Source organism: Erythrobacter longus (genome assembly GCF_000715015.1).
GTDB lineage: Bacteria > Pseudomonadota > Alphaproteobacteria > Sphingomonadales > Sphingomonadaceae > Erythrobacter > Erythrobacter longus.
The window spans coordinates 235,610-259,160 of record NZ_JMIW01000004.1 but is presented as its reverse complement, the minus strand read 5'-3'; the positions used below and the strand labels follow the sequence as shown (position 1 = coordinate 259,160).

General features: G+C 55.4%; 16 protein-coding genes. 9 read left to right on the top strand and 7 right to left on the bottom strand.

Annotated features, from left to right (window positions below; translation table 11 throughout):
* Positions 1-3: 3 nt before the first annotated feature.
* Both EH31_RS11180 and EH31_RS11175 read left to right on the top strand, forming a co-directional pair.
* Entirely contained in the window at positions 4-1,056 is a 1,053-nt protein-coding gene (locus EH31_RS11180; RefSeq protein ID WP_034960437.1) for a LacI family DNA-binding transcriptional regulator, read from the top strand.
* A gap of 149 nt (positions 1,057-1,205) precedes the next feature.
* Positions 1,206-2,090: a glycoside hydrolase family 5 protein gene (locus tag EH31_RS11175; protein WP_034960504.1), complete on the top strand. Its 885-nt coding sequence runs from the start codon at positions 1,206-1,208 to the stop codon at positions 2,088-2,090.
* 4 nt (positions 2,091-2,094) lie between these two features.
* On the opposite strand, the gene EH31_RS11170 is transcribed toward EH31_RS11175, so the two are convergent.
* Genes EH31_RS11170 through EH31_RS11145 form a run of 6 tightly spaced genes read right to left on the bottom strand, consistent with a single transcriptional unit; the run spans position 2,095 to position 8,935 of the window.
* Complete coding sequence (locus tag EH31_RS11170) at positions 2,095-2,955, bottom strand: sugar phosphate isomerase/epimerase family protein (RefSeq protein WP_081853370.1); 861 nt, start codon at positions 2,953-2,955, stop codon at positions 2,095-2,097.
* The gene (locus tag EH31_RS11165; RefSeq protein WP_034960436.1) at positions 2,952-4,661 is read right to left on the bottom strand and encodes a GMC oxidoreductase; all 1,710 of its coding nucleotides are present in this window, start codon (positions 4,659-4,661) and stop codon (positions 2,952-2,954) included. The genes EH31_RS11170 and EH31_RS11165 overlap by 4 nt, the downstream gene beginning before the upstream one ends.
* A gap of 31 nt (positions 4,662-4,692) precedes the next feature.
* Positions 4,693-5,223 (bottom strand): gluconate 2-dehydrogenase subunit 3 family protein, encoded by a 531-nt coding sequence (locus tag EH31_RS11160; protein WP_161782144.1) that lies wholly within the window; start codon positions 5,221-5,223, stop codon positions 4,693-4,695.
* An 8-nt stretch (positions 5,224-5,231) separates the two neighbouring features.
* Complete coding sequence (locus EH31_RS11155) at positions 5,232-6,638, bottom strand: MFS transporter (RefSeq protein WP_051699190.1); 1,407 nt, start codon at positions 6,636-6,638, stop codon at positions 5,232-5,234.
* 27 nt (positions 6,639-6,665) lie between these two features.
* On the bottom strand, positions 6,666-7,724 hold the full coding sequence (locus EH31_RS11150; RefSeq protein WP_034960432.1) for a sugar phosphate isomerase/epimerase family protein: 1,059 nt from the start codon (positions 7,722-7,724) through the stop codon (positions 6,666-6,668).
* Entirely contained in the window at positions 7,721-8,935 is a 1,215-nt protein-coding gene (locus EH31_RS11145) for a Gfo/Idh/MocA family protein (protein ID WP_241765905.1), read from the bottom strand. The genes EH31_RS11150 and EH31_RS11145 overlap by 4 nt, the downstream gene beginning before the upstream one ends.
* A gap of 186 nt (positions 8,936-9,121) precedes the next feature.
* Between EH31_RS11145 and EH31_RS11140 the strand changes: the two genes are divergently transcribed.
* The 5 genes from EH31_RS11140 to EH31_RS11120 all read left to right on the top strand — a co-directional run bounded on the left by EH31_RS11140 (position 9,122) and on the right by EH31_RS11120 (position 18,067).
* Positions 9,122-10,684, top strand: a complete 1,563-nt coding sequence (locus tag EH31_RS11140) for a tryptophan halogenase family protein (RefSeq protein ID WP_277813516.1) — start codon at positions 9,122-9,124, stop codon at positions 10,682-10,684.
* Positions 10,681-11,718, top strand: a complete 1,038-nt coding sequence (locus EH31_RS11135) for a tryptophan 7-halogenase (protein ID WP_034960431.1) — start codon at positions 10,681-10,683, stop codon at positions 11,716-11,718. Before EH31_RS11140 ends, EH31_RS11135 begins: the two co-directional genes overlap by 4 nt.
* Positions 11,715-13,247 (top strand): tryptophan halogenase family protein, encoded by a 1,533-nt coding sequence (locus tag EH31_RS11130; protein WP_034960430.1) that lies wholly within the window; start codon positions 11,715-11,717, stop codon positions 13,245-13,247. Before EH31_RS11135 ends, EH31_RS11130 begins: the two co-directional genes overlap by 4 nt.
* Positions 13,244-14,761, top strand: a complete 1,518-nt coding sequence (locus EH31_RS11125; RefSeq protein WP_034960429.1) for a tryptophan halogenase family protein — start codon at positions 13,244-13,246, stop codon at positions 14,759-14,761. The genes EH31_RS11130 and EH31_RS11125 overlap by 4 nt, the downstream gene beginning before the upstream one ends.
* 141 nt (positions 14,762-14,902) lie before the next feature.
* Positions 14,903-18,067 (top strand): TonB-dependent receptor, encoded by a 3,165-nt coding sequence (locus tag EH31_RS11120; RefSeq protein ID WP_081853369.1) that lies wholly within the window; start codon positions 14,903-14,905, stop codon positions 18,065-18,067.
* A 441-nt stretch (positions 18,068-18,508) separates the two neighbouring features.
* Here the strand turns inward: EH31_RS11120 and EH31_RS11115 are convergent, their stop codons facing one another.
* Positions 18,509-20,917 (bottom strand): glycoside hydrolase family 3 N-terminal domain-containing protein, encoded by a 2,409-nt coding sequence (locus EH31_RS11115; protein ID WP_241765904.1) that lies wholly within the window; start codon positions 20,915-20,917, stop codon positions 18,509-18,511.
* Between the two features lie 91 nt (positions 20,918-21,008).
* Here EH31_RS11115 and EH31_RS11110 point away from each other — a divergent pair, with 91 nt between their 5' ends.
* Both EH31_RS11110 and EH31_RS11105 read left to right on the top strand, forming a co-directional pair.
* The gene (locus EH31_RS11110; protein WP_034960425.1) at positions 21,009-22,076 is read left to right on the top strand and encodes a LacI family DNA-binding transcriptional regulator; all 1,068 of its coding nucleotides are present in this window, start codon (positions 21,009-21,011) and stop codon (positions 22,074-22,076) included.
* A gap of 59 nt (positions 22,077-22,135) precedes the next feature.
* Complete coding sequence (locus tag EH31_RS11105) at positions 22,136-23,536, top strand: sugar porter family MFS transporter (protein ID WP_034960424.1); 1,401 nt, start codon at positions 22,136-22,138, stop codon at positions 23,534-23,536.
* Positions 23,537-23,551: the final 15 nt, after the last annotated feature.

Here is a 23,551-nt window from a genome sequence, read left to right as displayed (position 1 = left end):
ATAATGACACAAACGAAATCCGAAAACTCGGCTAAGATGAAGGATGTGGCGGACTTAGCAGGCGTATCGATCAAGACCGTCTCGCGTGTCCTCAACAATGAGCCACATGTACAAGAAAAGTTACGCCGCAAGGTTCGCGAGGCGGCTGAAAAGCTGGAGTATGTTCCAAGCCATTCGGCGCGTTCTTTGCGCGGGAACAGGTCATATGACATCAACCTAGTATGCCACAATGCGGGCAGCGTTTATGTCAATTCGATCCAGTTCGGCGGGGTGATTGCCTGTCAGGAATTGGGTTATCAATTGTCGATCAGCCTTATGGAAGACCTCGACCAGATGGCGATGCGCGATATTCGTGCAGCATTCGAAACAGTGATGAAGCGTAGACGTCCTGACGGTGTTATATTGCTTGCCCCATATGCGAATGATGAGAAGATTGGTTTCGTTCTTCAAGAGATGGGTATCCCTGTTGTTCGCGTGGGGCCGGTAGAGCTCCAAAACAAAGGGTTGCTGGTTGAGATTGATGATTATCAAGCAGCGATTGAAGTGGTGCGACACCTCGCCGATCTTGGTCACAAAAATATTGGCTTCATTCGCGGGAGTGAGAACCAGCGCGCAACCCATGTGCGGTATTCCGGTTTCTGTGTTGCGATGGAAGCGGCTGGCCTGACTGTTGAAGATGCTCTTGTAAGGCCGGGTGCTTTTGATTTCCAATCAGGGTATGAAGCGGGGCAATTTTACCTCGGTCATACCAGTCGCCCAAGCGCCGTTTTCGCATCTAATGATGATATGGCAGCAGGGCTTGTCGCGGCATACACGGAACATGGGCTGAAAGTTCCCAAGGATATCTCAGTCGTTGGTTTCGATGACTCTAGCATCGCGACTTGCATGCGCCCATACCTCACCACGGTTCGCCAGCCTTTGAGCGATCTGGGCGCAAGGGCCGTGCGCGAATTGGTCGCCTCGCTAAGCGGAACCGGCAAACCAGAGGCCCGGCGCATTGTGCTCGATCACGAGTTTGTCCTGCGCGACACAACAGCTCCACCAAACACCAAATAAAATTCCAAAAGGGAAGGGATCACATGGTTAGAAAATCGTGCTTAATCGCAGCGTGCGCTGCACTTATTACAACAGGATCGCTTCCTGCATTGGCGCAAGATGCCTCGCCGCCAATTGCCCAAGATTTTCAGATGAAGCGCTGTGTGAATATGGGCAATGCTTTGGAGGCGGCTCACGGTGAGAATTGGGGGCGGCTGTACACCGAGGAAGACTACGCGCGCATTGCAGCAGCTGGCTTTGACACCGTGCGGATTCCGGTGCGGTGGAGCGATTACACTGGCCCAGCGCCCATCTATCGTGTCCATCCTGATTTTGCCGAAGTGGTCGACAACAACATCCGATGGGCGCTTAAGAACGATCTCAACATTGTCCTCAATATCCATCACTTTAACCAGCTGATGGAGGCGCCCGATAGCCATGTGGAACGCTACCGTGCGCTGTGGGATCAGATTTCGCTGCGCTATTCAAAGCTGCCGGACAATGTGTGGTTTGAGGTTCTGAACGAGCCTCACAATAATCTGAAAGGGGCACAGATGCGCCAATTGCAAGCGCTGGCGCTCCAGATCATTCGTGCGGATAACCCCACCCGGATTGTGATGCTCGGCGGCGAGGAGTGGTCGGGCATCCGCACGCTTGCGACCAATCTTTCAACCGATGATCCCAATGTCGTTTACACCTTCCACTACTATGACCCGTTCAACTTCACCCACCAAGAGGCGACTTGGCTGGGCGACGACATGCCTAAGGGCAAACGCGGTTGGGGCTCGGGTGAGGACAAAGCTGAACTCACCGCAGCCGTCGAAACCGCAAAGGCGTTCCGTGAGGCCACCGGTCGTCCGGTTTTCTTAGGTGAGTTTGGCGTCAATGCGCCGGTTAGCAACAATGAGCGCGTCAAATGGGCAGGCGCGGTCAAGGCTGCAATGGAAGAGGCCGATATTCCATGGTGTCTTTGGTCCTATGGCAACACTTTTGCCCTCTACACAGATGAGAACGGCTGGGATGAGGACATGCTTAAAGCGCTCACAGAAGAATGAGCGTTCACCCGGTTAGGTGGGCGTAACTGCGCCCAACTGACGCAAGCGGATCTTCGGGGTTGTCGTGTTCGATATAGAACCGCTCAACCCCGGCCGCTTGGGCAAGCGGAAGAAGCGTCTTAAAGTCGATGGTTCCATCACCAACAGACACCATTTCTCCGGCCTGGTCACGATCTTTGATATGACAGGAGGTGAACCGGCCAGGTGCGCTTTCTAAAATCTCCAGTGGATCTTTGCCGGCATCTGCTACCCAGAAAAAATCAAGCTCCATAGTGACAAGTTCCGGGTCTGTTTGACGTAAGAGAATGTCATAACCGGTCGTGTCGCCTTGTTCGATGAACTCAAATTCGTGATTGTGATAACCGATCATAATGCCTGCAGACTTGGCCTCCGCACCGCGCCTATTCAGCAACTCAGCAAGAGCGCGGTATTTGTCTGTTGTTCGCTCTTCTTCGGGAATCCAACCAAGATAGAGCCTGTCCTGTCCCAGCGTTGCTGCCTCATCAAGGTTTGCCCCAAAAGCTGCGTCATCGCGCAAGGCTTCAAGACGCACGTGGCCAGATCTGCTGATAAGGCCGTTGTCGTCCATGATTGCGCGAATATCGGCGGCTGAATGCTCGAACAGACCAGCTGTCTCGCAATCTTTGATCCCGATTTTGGCTAATGCCTCAAGGGTTCCGCGTGCATCGGCCTCAAAAAGAGTGCGCACAGTGTACAGCTGGGCTCCGAGCATTTCAGTATAGCCCAATACACCAGCTCCAGTCGGTTCTTTATCCGATACGTTTGGTGAACATCCCGCCATTAGGCCAAGTGTGGTCACAGACGCTCCCGCCAAAAAGGCACGACGGTTGGGTTGGAGTATCATGTGAGATTTCCTTCTTTCATCCGCTGAGCAGCGTAGTCGACGGCCCGGGCGGTCAGAGCCATGAATGTGAGCGATGGGTTCTGGCACGCAACCGACGCGAAGGCCGATCCATCGGTTGCAAATACGTTTGGAACATCGTGGCATTGGTTGAATTTGTTGAGCACGGATTCCGATGGATCATTCCCCATCCGCGCACCGCCCATTTCGTGGATGCAATGGCCCGGAATGGCCTCCGTCTCGAATGGCTCGATATCGACCGCACCGGCGGCCTCAAGCATGGCAACTGCATCGCGTTTCATTGCCACGCGCATCTTCAATTCATTATCGCCCCAACGCACATTCATATGAACTTGAGGGATGCCCAGCGGGTCGGTTTTTGTTGGGTGAAGGGTAATCCGGTTGTCTGCGTTGGGCAATTGCTCGCCAAAGCCCTGAATGCGCAGATACCAATCGCCTGGTTGACGCAGTTCATTCTTCAAAGCAGTGCCAAATTTGTTGCCGCCAAGCGCTCTTGTCCAAGAGGCCCGGCTGCTGTTACCCTGATAGCCATACCCGCGCAGAAACTCACCATCTGTGCGGTTATCGAGGTTCTGATAGCGCGCTATATATATACCGTTGGGCCGCCGGCCCGCAAAATAGTCGTTCTCAAACCCCGACATTCGGCCCATCGCCCCGACCCGCGTATGGTGGTCCATAACATATTGGCCGAGCACGCCGCTGGAATTGGCAAACCCGTCTTGGAAGGTCTCAGATGTCGAATTGAGCATGACCTGCAGAGTGCCGATCGTCGATGCGCAAAGGAATATGACCTTTGCAGTGATGTCCTCGCGCTCTTTGGTTCGCCGGTTGACCACACGAACACCTGTGGCAAGATTGGTGCCGGGATCGTAGAGAATTTGCTCGACCATACTATCAGGCTTGATCGTCATATTGCCGGTGCGCTCTGCCGCAGGAAGTGCCCCCGCAACACTTGAGTAATAGGCGCCGAAAGAACATCCCCTCTCGCATTGATGACGATATTGGCAGCTGCCTCTACCTAGCGAAAGTTGTTCCTCAGTTGGCTTTGTCAAATGAGCCGCGCGTCCGATCATAAATCGGCGGTCCGGGAAGGCAGTTTCAATCCCTTTCTTCGCCGCCTTCTCGACGCAGGTCATATCCATCGCGGGTTGAAAGACGCTGTCAGGCAGTTGAGGAAGTCTCTCTTGCGAACCGCTTATTCCAACGAAACGTTCGACATGTTCATACCAAGGTACAAGATCATCGTAGCGGATGGGCCAGTCATTGCCGTTCCCATCAGCCTTATTGGCGCTGAAGTCCATTTCGCTCCATCGATAGCTCTGGCGTGCCCACATAAGTGACTTGCCGCCCACTTGATCTCCTCTAAGCCAAGCAAACTTTGTACCCTCTTCTTCGGAATATGGGTTCTCGCGGTCATTGATGAAGAAATTGCGCGTACTTTCCCGGAAAGCGTAGCAAGTACTTTGTTTCGGATAATCGCTTTCGATCAACTTGGGATCGACCCGGTCACGGAACTCCATGTCCCAGGGTTCCTTGTTTTCGCCGACATAATCGAGGCTGCGTTCTGTCTGTTTGCCTCGCTCAAGAACAAGGGTTTTCATACCCCTTTCGCAGAATTCTTTCGCAGCCATACCGCCAGACATGCCGGAGCCAACAACGATGACATCGAAATGAGTATTGGTTGACATGCTTGGTGTGTTCCGTTGCTGGATTAAGGCATTAAACGCCGCGATCAAGCCATGCGCGGCCGACCTCGGAAAGGGGCACGCAAGCGACGTATCGGCCCGGAATCTCCTCATAGGAAAGTTCCTGTGTGGCGGTTTCAGAGGTGTAATATCCAAACAGCGTCATATCGTGGATCTGCTGGAAAATAGCGCGTCCAGCGTCCCCGTCAGAGGCAGATGCGAACTGGTTGAGAATTTCATCCTGACGCTCGGGTGTTTCGGAGGAGAAGCCCGACGCATTGATCACTTCTAGACCCGACAGAAACTCGCCCTGCTGCTCCTTAGTGAAATGCTTGTCGAAGACCGCCGCGATATATTCCGGCACGCCCGCAGCCACCGCGCCGGGGGTGTCGGTCACCGGAATGATCCGATCACTCACCGCCGAAATCAGCGACATCTGCTCAGAGATTGAGGCTGGTGCAGAGCAACCCGCAAGGCTGACCAAGCTCGGCAGTGCCACCGCAGCGCCCGCTACCAGAACGGTGCTGCGCAACACCGAGCGGCGGTTCATTGTCGGTGTATCCATCGTCATCCTCAAGCCTCCTCCGCCGAATTTTCGAGCGCGTTTCGGGCGAAATACAGCACCGCAAAAATGCTAATCAGAACGACCGGGAAATAGACCAGCTGCGACAATGCGCCTTGCCCGGCGGCTACTTCAACAGCGGTGCCTTCAAGCCCGCTTGCCTCTGCGTTGGCCCGCGCGCTGTCGATCCAGCCTCCGATGATCGGGTTCCAGATGGTGAGAGCGAACATGCCGGCAGCTCCCACAAGGCTCATCCCCAGAGCGCCAGAGCGCGGCACATATTGCGCAGTCACGCCGATCATTGTGGGCCAGAAATAGCAGACGCCAACCGCGAAGATGATCGCCGAGACATAGACCATCGCCCCGCTGGCAGAGGCCATCAAAAAGAGGCCAAGCGTGGTGAGCACGGCGCTCATCAGAAGCACACCAAGCGGGTTCAGCGCATGGATCAAAGGCCCGGCAAAATAGCGGCCCACCGCCATAATCCCTGTCACCATGCCCAGCACGATCATCGCCTGTCCCGGCAAATTGCCTAGTTGTGCTCCAAGGATACGGTCCACCCATTGCTGCGTGCCGAGTTCTGAGGTCGCGGTGACGCTCATGATGGCCATCAGCAGGATCAAGAGCAGCGCATCGCGTGTGCGGCCTGCACGAAACAGCATCAGCAAGAAGGTGAAGCCAAGCGCCGCAAGCAACGGAAGAAGAAAGGTTCCTGGCAACCCTGCGACAAGATCATTCGGCGTGCCGATAAGGACCAGAAGTCCGAAGATAGCGCTCATCAAAATGACGCCCTTGGCATCCAGATCAACCGTCCGCTCGCTTTCCGGCACATCGGGGAATTGCGTCGTGAAGACCATAAACCCATAAATCGCTGTGGGCACCAGCATCACCGCAATCTGAGGCTGCCAGCCGATCCCGGCATTGGTCATGATATAAGAAACAACCGCTCCAATCACGATGCCGCCAGGAAACCATACGTGGAAGCGGTTGAGCCACTTGGGCTTCTCGTGCTTGTAGAGATCAGCGACCAGCGGATTGCACGCCGCCTCCACCGAACCATTGGCAAAACCGATAAAGAAGGTGGAGATGAGAAGCCCCAAAAAGCCATCGGCAAAAATGGTCAGCATGAGGCCCAGCAAATGCCCCGCAAACGCAAGGATCATAATAAGGCGCGGGCCCAGCTTGTTGTAGAGAAAGCCGAACACCACCATCGCCAGCGGAAAGCCTAGAAATGCCATCGAGTTCACCCAGCCAAGCTGCGTGTCGCTCAACGCAAATTCCTCTGAAAGCTGCGTCAAAATGCCTGCGCGGATCGCGAAGGTCATGGCCGTCACGATGAGTGAAATACAGCTCAGCCAAAACAAGCGGTCACGGTTTATGTCGGGCGCTGCGTATGCGCCAAGTGATGCCGTTGCCATTATTCCCTCTCCCTCAATCGCCCGCGCTTAGCGCGCTAGGCCTAGCGCGCGGTTGATCTTCGCTTCGTCCACATCGCCGCCAGCAAAATCGTCGAAGGCGTATTCGGTGGGTCGGATCAGGTGATCGGCGATGAAAGGTGCACCTTCCGCTGCCCCTTGCTCTGGATGCTTCAAACAGCATTCCCATTCGAGCACCGCCCAGCCGTCGAAATCATATTGCGTAAGCTTGCTGAAAATCTGGCGGAAATCGACTTGGCCATCACCCAGCGAACGGAAACGCCCCGCACGGTCTTGCCAATCTTGATAGCCGCCATAAACGCCCGTGCGCGCATCGGGGCGGAACTCAGCATCTTTGACGTGAAAGGCCCGGATGCGCTCGTGATAGCGGTCGATAAAGGCGAGATAGTCGAGCTGTTGCAGCACAAAATGGCTGGGGTCGAAAAGGATATTGGCGCGTGGATGGTTGTCGACCTTCTCGAGGAACATTTCAAACGTTGCGCCATCATGCAGGTCTTCGCCCGGGTGAATTTCATAGGCGCAATCAACGCCGTTATCCTCAAACACATCGAGGATAGGCTTCCAGCGCTTGGCAAGCTCAGTAAACCCTTCATCAACGAGGCCTGCGGGGCGCTGCGGCCATGGATAAACCAGATGCCACATAAGTGCGCCTGAGAAACTGGCGTGAGACTTCAGACCCAGACGGCGCGAGGCAATCGCGGCCTTTTTGACCTGATCAACCGCCCATTCCTGACGCTCTTTGGGTTTGCCGTGGACTTGCTTTGGCGCGAAGGCGTCGAAGAGGTCGTCATAGGCCGGGTGAACGGCAACCAACTGCCCCTGAAGGTGGGTGGAAAGCTCTGTGATCGCAAGACCATGTTCAGCGCATCGCCCGGTAAGCTCATCGCAATAATCCTGGCTTTCCGCGGCCAGATCAAGGTCCATACAGCGCGGATCGTTCGAAGGTATTTGAATGCCCTTGTAGCCAAGCGTGGCCGCCCATTCGCAAGTGTTGTCGAGATTATCGAACGGAGGCTTATCACCCATAAATTGGGCCAGGAAAATCGCGGGGCCACGAAGCTCTTTCATGTCAGAAGGCCTTTTCGGTCTGGGCCATATGCTGGCTCTTTGATTTCGGTGAGTGCGCCTGCGCAATTGCTGCTTTCCACGGCTGCCTCAAGGAAGGCCATGCCTCGCAAGGCCTCGGCTATTCCGGGGACGCCATAAGTAATTGGAGCGACGCCATCGCGAAGGGCGCGGGCAAAATTGCGGTAGAGATTTGCGAAGGCTTCAACGTAGCCCTCCGGATGGCCTGAGGGCAGGCGGCAACGCGACAAAGCCTCATCGCAAAGCGGTTTATCAACGCCTGCACGGTGGGTGATCACTTCGCCGGTCGCGCGGCGTTCGATTAGCGAGTTTGGCTGCTCTTGGTGCCATTCGAGGCCAGCGTTTTCGCCGTAGATCGTGATCGACAGGCCGTTCTCTTCGCCTGCACAAATCTGGCTTGAGACAAGCGATCCAGTGACCCCGTTTTCAAGCTCAAACAGGATCTCGCCATCATCATCAAGTAGGCGTCCGGGCAGGTGGCTGCGCAAATGCGCGACGAGCGAGCTCATGCGCGAATTGCAAATAAACTCGGCGAGACTGTGCGCATGACTGCCAATATCGCCAAGCGCGCCGCCGGGGCCTGCCAGCGCCGGGTCGACGCGCCATGCCGCCTGCTTGTTTCCATCCTCAGCGGCGCTTGCGAGCCACCCTTGGACATAGCGGACATGGACCTTGCGTATCGGGCCAAAGGCTTCGGACGCGGCAATATGACGCGCCTGCCAGACCATGGGATAGCCGAGATAAGTATGGGTTAGGCCATAATGCGTGCCGGTGGCTTGCAAGACTACGGCAAGATCTTCGACTTCCTCCAGCGAGATGCCCGCTGGCTTATCGCTCATGACATGCACGCCCGCTTTGGCGGCCTGCGAGGCGAAGTCGACGTGAGAATTGTTCGGGGTGACAATCGAGAGGAGCTGCATCCCGCCTCTTCCACCGGCTGCGCCTCCACCAAGCCCAAGAGACGCCTCGCATGAAAGCATCTCGCCAAGGTCCGAATAACAGCGGTCCTGAGTAAGGCCGAGCTCGCGCCCTGTTTGGCTGCAATTGGCAAGATCGCGACTGAACGCGCCGCATACGAGGTCAATTTCGCTATCGAGCGCAGCCGCCATGCGGTGAACAGCACCAATAAACGCGCCTTGGCCTCCGCCAACCATACCCATGCGCAATCGCGATGACCCTGCTTCCTTTTTCAAGGCTCTCCCTCTCCGAACGCATGGCTTTTGCACTGCCATCTTGTCTTACGTTGTCAATTTGTATTACTGTCACAGGCAAGAGGTCAAGAGAGACTCGAAAAATGACCCGCAAATCGCGAGACGGATGCGCGATTGACTTTGTCGGCGCGCATGCGATTTTTGGCGGTCTGAGAGAGGGAGTTTTGTGTGACTTATGGCGTTGCATCCAATGAGGGCACTCCAAGTGGGGCTGCCAAACGGATCAACCACGTCGTTGTCGTGGGGGGAGGTACCGCAGGTTGGATGACAGCTGCGGGGCTTGCCCATATGCTTGGGGCTTCCGGGCTGGGGCAGGCGGGATTGAAGGTCACGCTGATCGAGTCCGAGGCCATCGGTGTAGTGGGCGTAGGCGAAGCGACCTTGCCCCATATCAAGGCGTTCAACGACACAATCGGTATCAACGAAGCTGAATTTATGGCCGCAACCTCTGCCACCTTCAAGCTTGGCATCGAGTTTGTCGATTGGGGCCGCAAGGGGGATAGCTATATCCACCCCTTTGGCGAGTTTGGCCTGCCTAATGAGGGTGTTGCCTTCCATCACTATTGGCGCAAATTTGCTGACGTTGCTGGGCCCCTTGATGACTATTCGCTGCCCGTCGTCGCCTGCCGCAATGCGAAGTTCCAACCGCCTAGCGAAGACCCGCGCTCTGTCCTCTCAACTTATCGTTACGCCTATCAATTCGACACGCTGCAATACGCGCCCTTCATGCGCTCCCACGCGGAGAAGAAGGGGGTGACGAGGATTGAAGGCAAGGTTGTCGATGTCGCGCTTGACCCAGATGATGGTAGGGTAACTGAGCTGACCCTGGAGAACGGCCAAAGCGTTGCAGGTGACCTCTTTATAGATTGCACCGGCTTTTTCGGCCTGTTGATCGAGAAGCAGCTTGAAACCGGATATGACGACTGGAGCGAATGGCTGCCCGCTGATCGCGCGGTCGCAGTGCCTTGCGAGAGTGCGGGGCCCTTGCTCCCCTACACGCGCGCCACCGCTCACGAAGCGGGGTGGAGCTGGCGCATCCCGCTGCAACATCGCACCGGCAATGGGCATGTCTATTCAAGCCAGTTTTTATCCGATGATGCGGCCTGCGATACGCTTCTTGGTGGATTGGAAGGCGGACGTCTTGCTGATCCTCGTTTCTTGCGGTTCGTGACCGGCAAGCGCCGCAAGCTTTGGAACAAGAACGTCGTGGCTATCGGGCTGTCAGGCGGGTTCTTGGAGCCGCTGGAATCGACCAGTATCTACCTCATTCAAGAAGGCATCTCGAAGCTTGTTGAACTGTTTCCGCAAGATCAGGACTGCGCTGTTGAGACACGCGAATACAACTACTGGATGGACCTGCAGTTTGAGCGCATTCGCGACTTTTTGATTCTGCACTATCACGCGACGCAGCGCGACGATTCCGATTTTTGGAACCATATGCGTAACTTGAAAGTGCCTGATAGCCTGCAAGAGCGTCTCGAGCTTTTCCGCGCGCATGGCCACGTATCCGCTTACGAACATGGGCTGTTCCTTGTGCCCAGTTGGATCGCGGTATTGATTGGGCAAAGGGTAATCCCCCAAGGCTTTGATGCGCGTGTTGCGGGCACGCCAGAGGCACATGTGAAGCAGCATCTTGCTGGCCTTCGCGATCATATGAGCAAGGCTGCGGGATCGATGGAGGACCACGCCACCTTTCTGCGCCGCTATGCCCAGATGAGTGATGCGGCATGAGCGAGGAGACCATCCTCGTTAAAGGTCCGGCCTTGCGGGTTGCCATTGTCGGAGCGTTTCTGGCCCGCCGTTGGCTGGGCAATCACCGCAGCCTTTTCCTTGCACCGGACAGTCTTGATGCGCTTCCTGCGACAATACTTGCGCGCCCCGATCATATGCGGTTTCAAGCGGAGATCGGTCTTGGGCTCGATGCTTTGATCAAAGCAGCGGGTGCGAAACCTGCGTTCGCTCCCAGCTATAAGAGCGCCTCGGGCCCGCTCAATTTGCCGTTTGCGCCTATCGGCCAATCCCAAGGCGGCGTTGAATTTCAGCATTTTTGGATGCGCGCAAACAACGCGGCGCCGCAAGCGGATTTGCTCGCCTTCTCGCCAGCAATTGTGTTGGAGCAGTCAGACGACAACCCCTCTTTGCAGGCGTTGCAAAAGAGCGCGCCGCCGTTCGGATTGGAGTTGCAGGCGTCGCAATATGTGCGCGGGATTTTGGGTCTGGCGGCATCGGCGGGCGCCGTTGTTCAGGCGGCTGACCAAGAATTACCTAAGGCTGACCTGACCATCGACTGTGCAGGCGTGGCAGCTCCCTCTTGGGCGCAGGGATCGCTCAGCCTGCTTGAGGAGCAGGCCTTGCCGGGTCTCGAATGGCAGGTAAGCGTCAACGCGGTGCGGCGATTTGTTGCCCTCTCGGCGGACTTGTCGAACCACGCCAATGAAGCGCGCGAATACACGCGCCTTGCCCGCCAAGAGGCGGAGCGGATCGCGGATATGGAGGCGCTTCTGAGCGCTACCGACCCGCGTGAAACCGAGCGCCCCGCGCTCCGCCGCAAAGTGGAACTGTTTGAAGCTTGTGGCCGCATCCCGACGCAGGATTTTGAAGTCTTCACGCCCCCCGAATGGCTTGCCGCGCTTTGGGGTAGGGACCTGCGCCCGCGTCGTTATGACCGGATGGCTGACCGCCTCCCACAGGCACAATTGATGAACTGGATCGCAGACCTGCAAAGGCAATGCGAGCAGCTTAACCGCAAACGAGAGATGGTATGAGCGAGGGATCAATCAAGCGCGTCGTTATCGCGGGAGGTGGCACAGCTGGTTGGATGACGGCGGCGGCTTTGTCCAAGATCATGGGCCCTGCTGGCATCAAGGTCACTTTGATCGAGTCTGAGGCAATCGGCACCGTGGGCGTAGGCGAGGCGACGATCCCGGCGATCATGAAATTCAACGCGCAATTGGGCATTGATGAACACGAGTTCGTCCGCGCGACGCAGGCAACATACAAGCTTGGCATTGAGTTCAAAAACTGGGGCGATTTGGGGGAGAGTTATTTCCACCCTTTTGGGCGCATTGGCTTTGACCTTGATGGTATTGATTTTCACCAGTTCTGGTCGCGCCTCAAACAAGAAGGCGGTGAGCATGGTCTGGGTGACTATTCGCTCAACACGGTTGCGGCCTATGCGGGCAAATTTGTGCGGCCAGAGCCTGATCACGGGCAAGTGATCAACCAAATGGGCTATGCGTTTCATTTCGACGCTTCGCTCTATGCCGCCTTCTTGCGCGCCTTTGCTGAAGGCGAGGGCACAACCCGGATTGAGGGCCGCATTGAGCATGTTGAGCAGGATGCGCAGAGCGGTCTGCTCACCGCGCTAAAGCTGGACCACGACCGCGAGATCGAAGGCGACCTGTTCATTGATTGCACCGGATTTCGCGGGCTTTTGATTGGGCAGGCGCTCGGCTCGCAATATGTTGATTGGAGCCATTGGCTCCCCTGCAACAGGGCGGTCGCAGTTGCATGCGAGAAACAAGGCGATCCCGTGCCCTACACCCGCTCCACCGCGCGAGACGCCGGATGGCAATGGCGCATCCCGCTCCAGCATCGCACCGGCAATGGCTATGTGTATTGTGATAAGTTCTTGAGCGCCGAGGATGCGGAAGAGGCGCTGCTGGGCTCGCTTGATGGAGCGCCTGTTTCTTCGCCCAACCACTTGCGTTTCCAGACCGGGCATCGGGACCAATTCTGGGCCGGCAATTGCGTTGCGATTGGGCTTTCGTCAGGCTTCCTGGAGCCGCTGGAGTCGACCAGTATTCACCTTATCCAAATGGGCATTGCAAAGCTGATTGCGCTCTTCCCCGATGCAATCGAAGCGCCGATTGAGCGGGCTGAATACAACCGGCTAATGACCGATGATTTTACCCATGTGAGGGACTTTTTGATTTTGCACTACAAAGCAACGCGGCGCAGCGGTGCCCCGTTTTGGGACTATGTGAGGACCATGAGCATTCCCGATACGCTTCAACAGAAGATGGACCTGCTGCGCTCGCGCGGGCGGTTCTTCAAATATGATGCAGAATTGTTCGATCTAACGAGCTGGCTTGTGGTGGCAGAGGGGCAAGGGTGGGGGCCTCAAGGATACAGTCCAGCAGCAAGCCGGATTACGAGCGCCAATCTCACCCAAAGCCTTGCCAATATGCGCGATGTCTACGCCAGAACGGCAAAAGCGATGCCTGAGCATCAGGCCTATATCGACCGGTTCTGTAAAGCGGCTGGCGACAAAATGCGGGCAGATGCAGCATGAACCCACATCTATTAGAGCATTGCGTGATCGTGGGCGGGGGGACCGCCGGTTGGATGGCGGCAGCAACGCTTGGCCATTTGCTTGAAGGCTCTCCCACCAAGGTCACTTTGATCGAATCCGAGCAAATCGGCACCGTAGGCGTGGGCGAGGCGACTATTCCGCCGATCATCACCTTCAACACGATGTTGGGCATTGATGAGGACGAATTCGTCCGTGAAACCAATGCGACGTTCAAGCTTGGGATTGAGTTTGTCGACTGGTTCGAGCGTGGCCAAAGCTACATCCACCCATTTGGCGATTTCGGGCGCGATTTTGATGCGATCCCGTTTTACCAATATTGGCTGCATCGGAACCTAGCCGGGACAAAGGACGACCTGTTCTCCTATTCGCTGATGGTGGAGGCGTGTCGGCGCGAGAAATTTATGCGCCCGCTCACGAACCGCCCGCAATCGGCGTTGTCTGGCATCAATTATGCCTTCCAATTTGACGCATCGCTTTACGCCGCATTCTTGCGCCGTTTTGCAGAAGGGAAGGGCGTAACGCGCGTTGAGGGCAAGATCCAGGACGTCACTCAAGCTTCCGAAAACGGCCATGTGCAATCGCTCAAACTCGAAAGCGGTGAAACGATCGAAGGCGACTTCTTTGTCGATTGCTCAGGCTTTCGCGGGCTCTTGATCGAGCAAACGCTTGAGACGGGATATGAGGATTGGCGGCAATGGCTGCCGTGTGACCGGGCGGTGGCTATGCCATGCGCAAAAGTGGGCGATCCCCTTCCCTACACACGCGCGACAGCACGCGATGCGGGTTGGCAATGGCGCATTCCGTTGCAACACCGCACCGGCAACGGGCATGTCTATTGTAGCGAGTTCATGGAAGATGACACCGCTGAGCAGATATTGCGCGATAACCTGGACGGGGAGCCGTTGGCAGATGCGAATCGGCTGCGATTCGTGACCGGGCGGCGCAAGAAATTCTGGGACGGCAATGTCCTTGCGCTTGGGCTTGCCGCTGGCTTCATGGAGCCGCTGGAATCGACCAGCATCCACTTGATTCAAACCAGCCTTGCGCGGTTGTTGACGCATTTTCCGGATAAGCGGTTCAAATCGGCTGATATCGATGCGTTCAACCACCGCACGACGAAGGAATATGAGCGGATCCGCGATTTTCTGGTCCTGCATTATACTGCGACACGGCGCGATGACACACCGTTTTGGCGGCATTGTCAGGCAATCGAGCAGCCCGACAGCCTCAAAAGCCGGATCGAACAATTCCGCGATTGCGGCCGCATTTTCTCAGAACCCAATGACATATTCGGGACCGCGAGTTGGCTTGCTGTTCTCTATGGCCAAGGGGTCAGGCCGACCGCAGCCAACCCTCTGATCGCGAAAATTCCGTCAGACAAGATCGATAATATTATCCGTCAAATTGGCGCAACAATTGACCATGCGGCCACAAGTATGCCTTTTCACCAGGACTTCATAAACGAAAACTGCTCAACGTTTTCAGAGCCTTAAGTTGTGAGCGTTGAAACTTCGCATCATAGCTGGAGGATTTGACCATTCGCCGTTGACAACGCTGTCATAATGAAGTCATATCGTATGGAAACGAAAATATGCGACCTCGGGAAGTGAGGCGCTTTTCGGAGGGGAGAAAAAGTGAAAACAACTCGCGTTCGCACCGCCAACGGACTTTTGTCGAAGTCCCTTTTTTCTAGTGTTTCAACAATCGGCTTGCTTGCAGCAGTGCCCGCATTGGCTCAGGAGCAGGTTGATCCTGATGAAGTTGAGGTCGCCGATCAAACCGATGAGGTTGATGAAGGCGATGTCATTATTGTGACGGGCCTGCGCGAGTCGCTTGCGTCGTCGCAAAATCAAAAGCGCAATGCTGACACAGTGGTTGATGTGGTTACCGCCAATGACATTGGCGCCTTGCCAGACCGTTCGGTGTCCGAAGTTCTCCAGCGTATTCCTGGCGTCTCGATCATCCGGTTCGCCGGGCCTAACGATCCCGATCATTTCGCGATTGAAGGTGCTGGCGCTGTTATTCGCGGGCTTCCCTTCGTTCGCTCAGAGGTGAATGGCCGCGATGGTTTCTCTGCAAGTCCTTCCGGCTCAATCGGATTCGACGATGTCTCGCCTGAGCTTCTTGCAAGCGTCGCTGTTTTCAAGAACTCATCCGCTGACCTTATCGAGGGCGGTGCAGCTGGTACAATCGATCTTCGCACCCGCGTGCCATTTGACTCGACGGGCCAAAAAATCGCCATCTCGGCGGAGCTGAACTATGGCGATTTGCGCGAAGAGGCCTCGCCAACGATCTCTGCCCTTTATTCCAACGAATGGGACACTGGTATTGGTCGCCTTGGTATCTTGGGTAACGTCGCTTACTCAGAGCTTGAATCGCGCGCCAACGGTTCCAGCTTTGGTGACCCGCGCGAGCTGGACGGTCAATTTATCCCAGCGGGCGGTGGTATCCGTAACCAGGACTTCAATCGTGAACGCCTAACGCTCGCAGGTGCAGTCCAATGGGAAAGCCTTGACCGTCGCTGGATTGCGACCGCTCAATTCTTCCGCACCGATTCAGAGCTCTTGTGGGGTGAGAACGTTCTTGAAACCGTTGTCGACAATGCGAGTGCTCCGGGCGTCCTGGACCAGTCCGACTTTACATTCGACAATGACGGCGTCTTCCAGAGCGGCACCATTACGGACACCGCGCAGTGGCGCGGTCCCAATGCGACCGGCACACAAGTTGGCGCTTTTGGCCCCGGTGGTCAGCAGCTTAACACCTACCGGACGCGGTTTGAATCGGACCAGACCGAAGACTATTCGTTCAACTTGAAGTTTGCGCCGACCGCTGATCTGCGGTTCAACTTCGATGCACAATATGTGACATCGCAAGGCCGCGTGAATGACCTGTCGCTTTTCGGTTCGTTCTTTGCGCCAGTGGCAATCGATCGTTCGGTTGGTGCGGTGCCTGACATTGCCTTCCAAGGCCCCGCCGAAGCGTTCAATGATCCCAGCAGTTATTTCCTGCGGGCACAGCTTGATCACACCACGCAAAATGAAGGCGACTCGCTCGCTTTCCGGGGTGATGTTGAATATGATTTCTCTGGCGATGGTTGGCTCAAATCAATCCGCGCAGGTGGTCGTTACAACCGCGAAGACCTGACGATCCGCGAATCCGACTTTAACTGGGGTAACATCTCCGAAGTTTGGACCGCTCGCGATATTCAGGGTCAATCGGGCGGAGATTTCAATCAAATCCAATCGGTTCTGCAGTTCTCTGGCAATGCCAACCCTGAGTTCGACGCTCTCTTGGCACCCATCCTGGGTTCGTTTGATTTTGATGGCTATCAAAGAGGCAACGTTAGCGCTCCATCCGGTCCAATTCCAAGCTTGAATGGAATTAATGCCCGCGACTTTGATGAATATCAGGCCACTGTTTCCAACATCCTGAGCGCAGTTGGCGGCAGCCCATCGGGCCTCAACGTTTTGACGGAACGCCCCGGCGTTATTGCTGGCACACCGTTCTTGCCCAGTGAGATATCCGATCTCACGCGGGATAATCTTGCCGCATATGTCCGCCTCGATTTTGAAAGCCCTGTGGATAATGCCGGGGTTCAATTAAGCGGCAACATTGGCCTGCGTTACGTGCGCACTGAGCGTTCAGCGGGAGCATCGATAACGGTCGATCCGTTCAATGAGTTCTTCCCACCTGCACAGGTTGCTCTGTGTGCGCCGGGGGCCGGTGCAAATATTCCGAACTTCCAAGTTCCAGCTATCTGTTCGCTTGACCTTGGGGCGCTTGAAACAGCCTTTGGCGCCGGGCCCGAGCCGCGGATTGTGCAACGTGTTGTCGACACCAACTACGATGCCTTCTTGCCAAGCTTGAACCTCAAGCTTGATCTACCCGGCGACCACGTGTTGCGCGCAGCAATCTCGCGGACACTCACGCGCCCAACTGCGACACAGCTCAACGAGCGTGTGGTTATTCTGCAAGAGGGTGGCCCCAATGTCCCCGGACCACCTGATCCTGTAACAGGTGAGCCAACATCAGTGCCAACCTTTGGCCGCTTTATTGGCAACGCGACAGGTAATGCGGCGCTGCTGCCGCAGACAGCCTGGAACTTTGATCTGGCATGGGAATGGTACTTTGCCCGCACAGGCTCTGTAACAGTCACCGGTTTCTATAAAGAGATCGATAACTTCATCGCCTTCCAGCCTGTGCCCGTGGACCTGTCATTTGACGGTGCTGATCTGTCGATCTTCCGCAATACGGAAGTGAACACAGATGACACCGGATCAGTGCTCGGCTTTGAGGTTGCTTACCAGCAGTTCTTTGACTTCTTACCGGGCGCATTGAGCGGGCTGGGCGTACAGTTCAACTACACCTATCTTGACGCAGAAGGGGTCTCAAACGAGATTGATCCAGCGTTTGGAAGCGATGATCCGCCGGTTGCACGTTTTGATATCGACGATGGAATTTTCCCTCGGGTTTCGAAGCATACTATCAACGCGGTGGCGCTGTACGAGAAGGGGCCTGTGCAGGCGCGTCTCGCCTATAACTGGCGTAGCACGTTCCAGCTGACAGAGCGCGATGTGATTTTCCCATTTGCCTCTATCTATCAGCCTTCAACCGGTCAGTTGGACGCCTCGATCTTCTATGATGTGACCGACTATCTCAAAGTGGGTGTGCAGGGCGTGAACTTGACCGATGACATCACGGTTACGGAACAGTCGATTGATCCAGGTGGCTTGCGCACCTTGCGCAATGCCTTCCGCAACGACCGCCGGTTCACTTTGATTGCAAGGTTGAATTTCTAGTACACGAAAGGAAGTAATCTCTCCTTCCTTTCACACCATGAGCCCGGCCAGGAGAACTGGCCGGGCTTTTCTGTGTCTGAAAAAATGGTCGTGATTATCGACTTAACCTTGTTTGGACCCGCCATTCTCCTTTCAATGTGCTCGCAATTGCGCTCGCAGGCGGGTCAAATGATCTGGTAAGAATATCTGATGCCCAAACTTTAAAAGATGTTCCCGGGCCTTGGTCAGCATTTGCAACGCCCTTCACAGACTGAAAGTAAGCTGCCCTTAGCCACAACGTCGTTTCAAAGCGATGAGCCCCTAAGATATATGCGCGTCTTCCCCCGGCAATTGGCCGGTTTCATGATGGGCTGCGAAGCGAACGCGCGAACAGTGCGCTAACAAATAGCGCTATAGTCTGCCAAAACAGTTGCGATCGACCAAATCGTGGCTTGTGTGAGCTCAGGGAGCGACCAGTTCCAAGTCTACCTTTTTGGTGTCGCGACTATTGCCACCGGCCATGAGCTCGAACTTTCCAGCCTCAACCACTCGTTGCATCCGGTCATTCCACAAGCTGAAGTCGCTTGGCTTGAGGCGAAATCTTACGGTTCTCGAGGTGTCCGGCTGAAGGGTGACCCTTTCAAAGCGCACCAATTGTCTCACCGGAGTGGTGACAGAAGCATGCACATCGCGCAGATACAATTGTACGACTTCATCGCCCGCCCTGTCTCCTGTATTCATCACATCAACTTCTACGGTCACGTCGCCAATTGTTGTGTGCCCTTGACCAACAACCCGTGGCGCTGAAATCTCAAAACTGGTGTAGCTCAGCCCGTAGCCAAATGGGTAAAGGGGTTCGACCGTATCGAACAAATACCCCCGCCGGCCTTGAGGTTTATGGTTATAAAAAACCGGAATTTGGCCGACATTGCGCGCCACGGTAACTGGCATCTTTCCGCCCGGATTTACTTTGCCCAGTAATGCGTCCGCCACAGCATTTCCGGTTTCCTGACCAAGGTACCATCCTTCCAAGATGGCGGGCGCCGTTTCATTCAGTTCTCCGATCGATAAGGGGCGCCCATTGAGCAGCACGGTGACGACCGGTTTTCCAGTGGCAAGCATCGCCCGCGCCAGGTCCATCTGCTGTCCGACCAGCCCGATCTCGGTCCGATCACCCAGGTGGGTCTTGGCCCATGCTTCTCTGCTGGTTTGTTCATTGCCACCAATTACCATGACAATAACATCAGTATTTTGCGCTGCTTTCACAGCCTCGGCAATCAGACGTTGGTTCTCTTCCTCAGGAACAAGATCAACCGGATCAGCCCCCCAGTCGCGGCTCTTCGTGATCCGAACACCCTCTGAATAGGCGACTTCAAACCGGCCTTCGCCCGCGCGTTCCATTCCCTCCAGCACGCTAACGACGTGCTTGGGAACATCGCTATAGCCGCCAAGTGGCGTGTCCTTTGCATGGGTCCCAACCACCAATACCCGTTCAAGCTTGTCAGCATCGAGCGGAAGCAATCCGTCATTTTTCAGGAGCACCATGGATTTTTGGCCAGCTTCTCTGGCAAGTGCGATAGCTTGAGGATTGGCCTCGATCTTCTCTGCATAATCAGCGTCGGCAAAGGGATTTTCGAACATCCCAGCGACGAATTTGAGCCGCAAGATTCGCCGGACCGCTTCGTCTATCGAGGCAGTGTCAACCCGGCCCTCTTCGACCAATGCCGCCAGCTCAAGAAACGCATCTGCATCAGCCATTTCGCTATCGACACCTGCCTTGATAGCGCGCTCTGCCGCCTCTTTCGCATCGGCTAGCATTTGATGTCTCGTTACCATCTCGCGTATGGCAAAGTAGTCACTGACCACCGCGCCGCGAAAGCCCCATTCTTCTTTGAGTACGTCATTCAAGAGCCACCCGTTAGCATGGCTCGGGACAGCCCCGATTTCATTGTAAGAAGGCATGACCGACAACGCGTTGCCTTCCTTGATAGCCCTTTCAAACGGTGGGAAAAAGTAAGTACGTAAAGTATGTTCGGTCAGTTCCGCAGGCGCCACATTGGTTCCGCTTTCGGGCTGACCATGACCTGTCATATGCTTAAGCGTAACTAGAACCTTGTCATCAGCCAAAGGAAGCTCGCGACCCTGGAAACCGCGAATAGCGGCAAGTCCGATTTCGGAGACCAAATAGGGGTCCTCACCATAAGTTTCCTCAATCCGGCCCCAGCGCGGATCTCTGGCAATATCAACCACAGGTGAGAGCGCAAGTTGAGCGCCTCGTGACCGCATTTCGCGCGACGCGACGGCGTAGACTTGCTCGACCAACTCTGGGTCCCAAGTACTGGCAAGACCGATTGCCTGGGGGAAGCTTGTCGCTCCGCGAGCCACATATCCGTGAAGGCCCTCCTCGTGTATGAGGATTGGAATCCCCAGCCTCGTCTCTTCGAGTGCCCAGCGCTGGGCAGCATTCACAAATGCAACAGTTTCTCGCGCAGTCCGATTGCGCGCGCCTGCCGATACACCGGCCTCGCCAGTATTGGACTGATCCACGCCGCGAAAATCGGATGGCCTTGCAATCATGCCAATGCCGTGGGGAAAGGCTTCGCTCGCTTTGTCGGGATCAAAATCGCCTGATGGGCCCTGCACGCGTTCCTTCTGCTCCCAAATGGTGAGCATTTGCGCCACTTTTTCCTCAAGCGTCATCCGGGACAACAAATCCGCAATTCGCGCCTCTGTATCAGCGGATGCATCTTTATAGAGCGGCGTCTCCACTTCTTGAGCGGTCGCAAAGGAAGGTGCGGCAATCCCTGTCGAAACTGTTGTTACGGCGGCAACCGCGAGCACACTCGCCGCGCCAAAAAGAAACCTTCGCATCCCTCTCTCCATCTTAGTATTGGTAGCGCTACCATACTTTAGACGCATTGCATTGCAATGCCAATTATCGAGGGCTACGGTTGCTGGCATCATGGCACAGGTAACTCGAACAAGTCGGCGCACGACCAAAGCGGTCAAATTATCAGACGTGGCAAGGCACGCGGGGGTCTCTGCAATGACCGTATCACGCGTAATCAATCAAGAAAGTGGTGTGCGCACTGATACGCGCGAGAAGGTGCTTGAGGCTGTAGAGACGCTAAACTATCGGCCGAACAAGTCCGCTAGAACGTTAGCCAGAGGTGCGGATGCACATATCGGTTTGATCTATGCTAACCCCTCTGACAGCTATCTTGGCCGGTTTCTTCACGGGGCTTTGGAAGCGGCGCAGAGAACGGACAGTCACTTGATTGTCGAGACATGCGATAACAAAAGCACGGCATCATACGTTGCCTCGGCGATGCGGCTGGTGCGCGCTAATGTAGCAGGCGTTTTATTGCCTCCGCCGATCTCGGGTTCGGATGCGGTGTTGTCGATATTCGAAGAGTCGGGGACCCCGGTAGCGACAGTTTCCAGGTTTTCTCAAGACCCAAACGCGTTGGACATCAGCATAGATGACAAAGGCGCTGCTGCGCAAATGACCCGCCACCTCATCGACTTGGGGCACAGGCGAATTGGCTTTATCAGAGGGCCTGCTGATCAGGCATCGAGCAAACTGCGAGAAGATGGTTTTAGGGGGGAAATGCAGAATGCAGCGCTAGACATTCCTCCTGATTATATTGTTGATGGACAATTCACATATCGTTCTGGCGTAAGTGCTGCTGAGCAATTAATCGATTTGGAAGTCCCCCCAACAGCAATCTTTGCAAGCAATGACGATATGGCAGCTGCTGCAATTGGTGTTGCTCACAGAAGGGGACTGGTTGTGCCGGGCGATTTGAGCGTTGTCGGCTTTGACAACAGCGCCTCTGCCCTATCGGTTTGGCCTGAATTGACGACAGTAGACCAACCCGTCAGCGCGATGGCTTCCGCGGCATTTGAACTGGTGAGAGAGGCTGTGAGTACAGAACCTCAAAACACAGATACTCCCCGTGCCGGCCCCGCAATTGAATGCGGTTTGATCATTCGTGGGTCTTCCGGAGCAGCCACGCAAACAACATAGCTGGACTTCTCTTTAGTTAGCGCTAACATAATGCGCTGATACTGTGAGAGGGGATTCGAATGGCGCACGAGAATTCGGGTAGCGTTAGCTTTGTGACGCTGATTGTTACGGTCGCAACTTTGGGTGGCTTTTTGTTCGGCTTCGACAGCGGAGTGATCAACGGTACGGTTGATGGTCTGCAAGCGGCATTTAACTCTAACAGCATCGGTACCGGCTTTAATGTCGCATCGATGCTGCTTGGTTGTGCGTTTGGCGCATTCGTCGCAGGACGATTGTCTGACCGCATTGGGCGGCGTGGGGTTCTACTGATTGCAGCAGCGCTCTTTATCATTTCCGCTTGGGGATCGGGTATCGCCAGCGATGCGACTACTTTCATCATTGCGCGTATCCTTGGAGGACTGGCAGTAGGCGCGGCGAGCGTTATTGCCCCGGCCTATATCTCCGAGGTCGCCCCAGCCGATAAGCGTGGCCGGCTATCGTCAATCCAACAAGTGATGATTATTGTTGGGCTAACTGCCGCTTTCTTATCGAATTATTTTCTCGCTCAATTCGCCGGAGACAGTCAGGCGCAGATGTGGGGCGGATATGAGGCGTGGCGATGGATGTTCTGGGCGGAATTACTGCCAGCGACGCTATTTCTGGTTTTGTTGTTCATGATCCCGGAAAGCCCGCGATACTTGGTGGCAAAAGGCCGCGAGACGGAAGCCTTGGCGCTTTTCGCAAAGCTGTTTGATGAAAAGAGTGCCTCCAAAAAGGTGGCCGAGATCAAAGATAGTTTGATTGCGGATCATCAGCCGCGCCTATCCGATCTCGTGGCATCCGAGACAGGCAAGATCAGAAGAATTGTATGGGTCGGGGTTGGTCTCGCGACCTTCCAGCAGTTCGTTGGGATTAACATCGTTTTTTATTATGGCGCGGTCCTTTGGCAGGCCGTTGGTTTTACAGAAAATGATGCACTGAAGATCAATATCTTATCCGGAGGATTGTCGATTGGCGCGGTCTTCCTTGCGATCATGCTGATCGACCGGATTGGTCGCAAGCCCCTGCTTTTTATCGGTTCCATACTGATGGCAGCAGGACTTGCCGTAGTAGCTGTTGCGTTTGCGTCCGGTTCGTTGGTCGACGGGGAGCTGCAGCTGTCGGAAACCGCCGGCCTCACAGCCCTGATCGCTGCCAATCTTTATGTGGTTGCCTTCAACTTCAGTTGGGGGCCGGTGATGTGGGTCATGCTGGGCGAAATGTTCCCCAATCAAATGCGCGGGTCTGGCCTTGCAGTGTCGGGGTTTGCACAATGGATTGCCAACTTCCTGATCATCATAAGCTTCCCATGGTTGCTCACAAATATCGGGTTACCGATCACCTATGGCTTTTACGCGGCAGCCGCGCTGCTTTCGGCACTGTTCGTGGCGAAGCTTGTAGTTGAAACTGCAGGCCGCGAACTTGAAGACATGGCGGGCTAAGGCGTGCTGCGTATA

Excerpts from the sequence above, each read along its gene's own strand:
- EH31_RS11180 (WP_034960437.1), top strand. The coding sequence starts at position 4 with ATGACACAAACGAAATCCGAAAACTCGGCTAAGATGAAGGATGTGGCG.
- EH31_RS11175 (WP_034960504.1), top strand. The coding sequence starts at position 1,206 with ATGGGCAATGCTTTGGAGGCGGCTCACGGTGAGAATTGGGGGCGGCTG.
- EH31_RS11170 (WP_081853370.1), bottom strand. The coding sequence starts at position 2,955 with ATGATACTCCAACCCAACCGTCGTGCCTTTTTGGCGGGAGCGTCTGTG.
- EH31_RS11165 (WP_034960436.1), bottom strand. The coding sequence starts at position 4,661 with ATGTCAACCAATACTCATTTCGATGTCATCGTTGTTGGCTCCGGCATG.
- EH31_RS11160 (WP_161782144.1), bottom strand. The coding sequence starts at position 5,223 with ATGGATACACCGACAATGAACCGCCGCTCGGTGTTGCGCAGCACCGTT.
- EH31_RS11155 (WP_051699190.1), bottom strand. The coding sequence starts at position 6,638 with ATGGCAACGGCATCACTTGGCGCATACGCAGCGCCCGACATAAACCGT.
- EH31_RS11150 (WP_034960432.1), bottom strand. The coding sequence starts at position 7,724 with ATGAAAGAGCTTCGTGGCCCCGCGATTTTCCTGGCCCAATTTATGGGT.
- EH31_RS11135 (WP_034960431.1), top strand. The coding sequence starts at position 10,681 with ATGAGCGAGGAGACCATCCTCGTTAAAGGTCCGGCCTTGCGGGTTGCC.
- EH31_RS11130 (WP_034960430.1), top strand. The coding sequence starts at position 11,715 with ATGAGCGAGGGATCAATCAAGCGCGTCGTTATCGCGGGAGGTGGCACA.
- EH31_RS11125 (WP_034960429.1), top strand. The coding sequence starts at position 13,244 with ATGAACCCACATCTATTAGAGCATTGCGTGATCGTGGGCGGGGGGACC.
- EH31_RS11115 (WP_241765904.1), bottom strand. The coding sequence starts at position 20,917 with ATGCGAAGGTTTCTTTTTGGCGCGGCGAGTGTGCTCGCGGTTGCCGCC.
- EH31_RS11110 (WP_034960425.1), top strand. The coding sequence starts at position 21,009 with ATGGCACAGGTAACTCGAACAAGTCGGCGCACGACCAAAGCGGTCAAA.
- EH31_RS11105 (WP_034960424.1), top strand. The coding sequence starts at position 22,136 with ATGGCGCACGAGAATTCGGGTAGCGTTAGCTTTGTGACGCTGATTGTT.